Origin of the sequence: Streptomyces lushanensis (genome assembly GCF_001700515.1) — a bacterium.
In the GTDB taxonomy this organism is placed as follows: domain Bacteria; phylum Actinomycetota; class Actinomycetes; order Streptomycetales; family Streptomycetaceae; genus Streptomyces; species Streptomyces lushanensis.
In genome coordinates, this window is sequence record NZ_MAUD01000681.1 from 1 (window position 1) to 1,863 (window position 1,863).

Here is a 1,863-nt window from a genome sequence, read left to right on the forward strand (position 1 = left end):
GGACGGCAAACCACCGGCCGGCCGTGGACGCAGGAGCGAACGCGCGGCCGAGCCGTCCTTCACCCCGTCACCCGGCCCGTCCGCCGGCCCTTCCGTGGCCCGGCCCGCCGGGCTCGACCGCGACCGCATCACCGCCGTCTCGGTACGGCTGCTCGACGCGGAGGGCCCGGCGAAGTTCTCCATGCGGCGGCTGGCCGCGGAGCTGGGCGTGACCGCCATGTCCCTCTACTGGTACGTGGACACCAAGGACGACCTGCTCGAACTCGCCCTGGACCGCGTCTTCGGCGAGGTCCAGGTGCCTGATCTGACGGACGAGAACGCCGACTGGCGCGACCAACTGCGCGAACTGGCCGTCAGCTACCGGACGGTGCTGGTCCGTCACGCCTGGGTCTCCCCGCTCGTCGGCAGATATCTGAACATCGGCCCGCACTCGATGGCCTTCTCCGCCGCCGTCCAGTCGGTCATGCGCCGTACGGGCCTGGCGCCGCACGGCCAGATGGGCGCCCTGTCCGCGGTTTTCCAGTTCGTGTACGGATTCGGCACGATCGAGGGCCACTTCGTACAGCGCTCGGCCGACGCGGGCCTGAGCCAGGACGAGTACTTCCGGCAGGCGATGGGCGCCGTCGGCGAACAGCCGCGGTTCAAGGAGTCGAAGTCGTTCGCGAGCATGGACGAGATCATGGCGGCACGGGGCGGCGACACGGTGGCGGAGATGCGCGAACGGGACTTCACGTTCGCGCTCGAACTCCTCGTCGCGGGCATCGAGGCGATGCGCGCCCGCAGTTGAGGGATCCCTCCCAAGGGGGATCCGACCTCCTGAGAGGTGATCCGACCCCCTGAGAGGGACCCCCGAGAGGGCTTCCTCACCCACGCGGGCGGCTGTTCGCGAGTGGCCGCGCGCGACCGGTTACCGGGGCGCCAGCCTGGCCGGGAAGCCGCCGGTGGCGAGCGGGCCCCAGCGTTCGGGTGTGACGCGGATGAGGGACTTCCCCTGCTTCACCATCGCCTGGCGGTACTCGTCCCAGTCGGGGTGCTCGCCCGCGATGTTCCGGTAGTACTCGACCAGCGGCTCGACGGACTCCGGTGAGTCGATCACCTCGGCGGTGCCGTCGATCTGTACCCACGGACCGTCCCATTCGTCCGACAGGATGATCAGACTCACCCGCTCGTCCCGCTTGGCGTTACGCGTCTTGGCGCGCTCGGGGTACGTGGAGACGACGATACGGCCCGAGTCGTCGACGCCACAGGTGAGCGGGGAGCCCTGCGGGCGGCCGTCGGAGCGGGTGGTCAGCAGGATCGCCCGGTGCCGGGGACGTACGAACTCCAGCAGCTCGGCGCGGTCCACGGCGGTGTTCGTTGCGATGTTGGGTGCCATGGTCCGCAGCCTACGATGTCCGACCGTCCGGACCGGGCCTACGCCACCGGCAGGCTCTCGCCCTGGACCGCCTGGATGTCCAGCTCCACCCGCAGCGTCGTTCCGATCGCCGAGACACCCGCCCGTACCACCTGGTTGTAGTTCATGGCGAAGTCCTCGCGGCTCAGCTCCGTGGTCGCGCGGAAGGCCGCCCGTACGCCGCCCCACGGGTCGGGCCCGGTGCCCAGACAGCTCAGATCCAGGTCCACCTCGCGTACGACTCCGTGCAGCGACAGCCTGCCGTGGACCGTCCAGCGGTCCGGGCCCGTCGGCGTCAGGCCCGTACTGCCGTACGTGATCTCGGGGAAGCGTTCCACGTCCAGGAAGTCGGGGGACCTGAGGTGCTTGTCGCGCAGCGCGTTGCCGGTGTCGATGCTCGCCGCGGCGATGACCGCGTCGACCCGCGCGAATCCGCCCGCGCGCTCGTGCCCGCCGCCTTCCCCACTCCC

3 protein-coding genes are annotated in these 1,863 nt (G+C 70.5%); 1 reads left to right on the forward strand and 2 read right to left on the reverse strand.

Annotated features, from left to right (window positions below):
- Positions 1 to 787 (forward strand): TetR/AcrR family transcriptional regulator (locus BFF77_RS32370; protein ID WP_107422316.1); only part of this gene is annotated, 787 nt, incomplete at its 5' end.
- Between the two features lie 120 nt (positions 788 to 907).
- On the opposite strand, the gene BFF77_RS32375 is transcribed toward BFF77_RS32370, so the two are convergent.
- Together BFF77_RS32375 and BFF77_RS32380 are read right to left on the reverse strand one after the other, a co-directional pair.
- Positions 908 to 1,375 carry a PPOX class F420-dependent oxidoreductase gene (locus tag BFF77_RS32375; RefSeq protein WP_066957138.1) on the reverse strand — a complete coding sequence of 156 codons (468 nt, stop codon included), beginning with the start codon at positions 1,373 to 1,375 and terminating at the stop codon, positions 908 to 910.
- A 38-nt stretch (positions 1,376 to 1,413) separates the two neighbouring features.
- On the reverse strand, positions 1,414 to 1,863 hold a 450-nt coding region (locus tag BFF77_RS32380), incomplete at its 5' end, for a YceI family protein (protein WP_141698622.1).

Bases quoted from the DNA above. Each gene is read 5' to 3' on its own strand.
- BFF77_RS32375 (WP_066957138.1), bottom strand. From the start codon at position 1,375: ATGGCACCCAACATCGCAACGAACACCGCCGTGGACCGCGCCGAGCTG.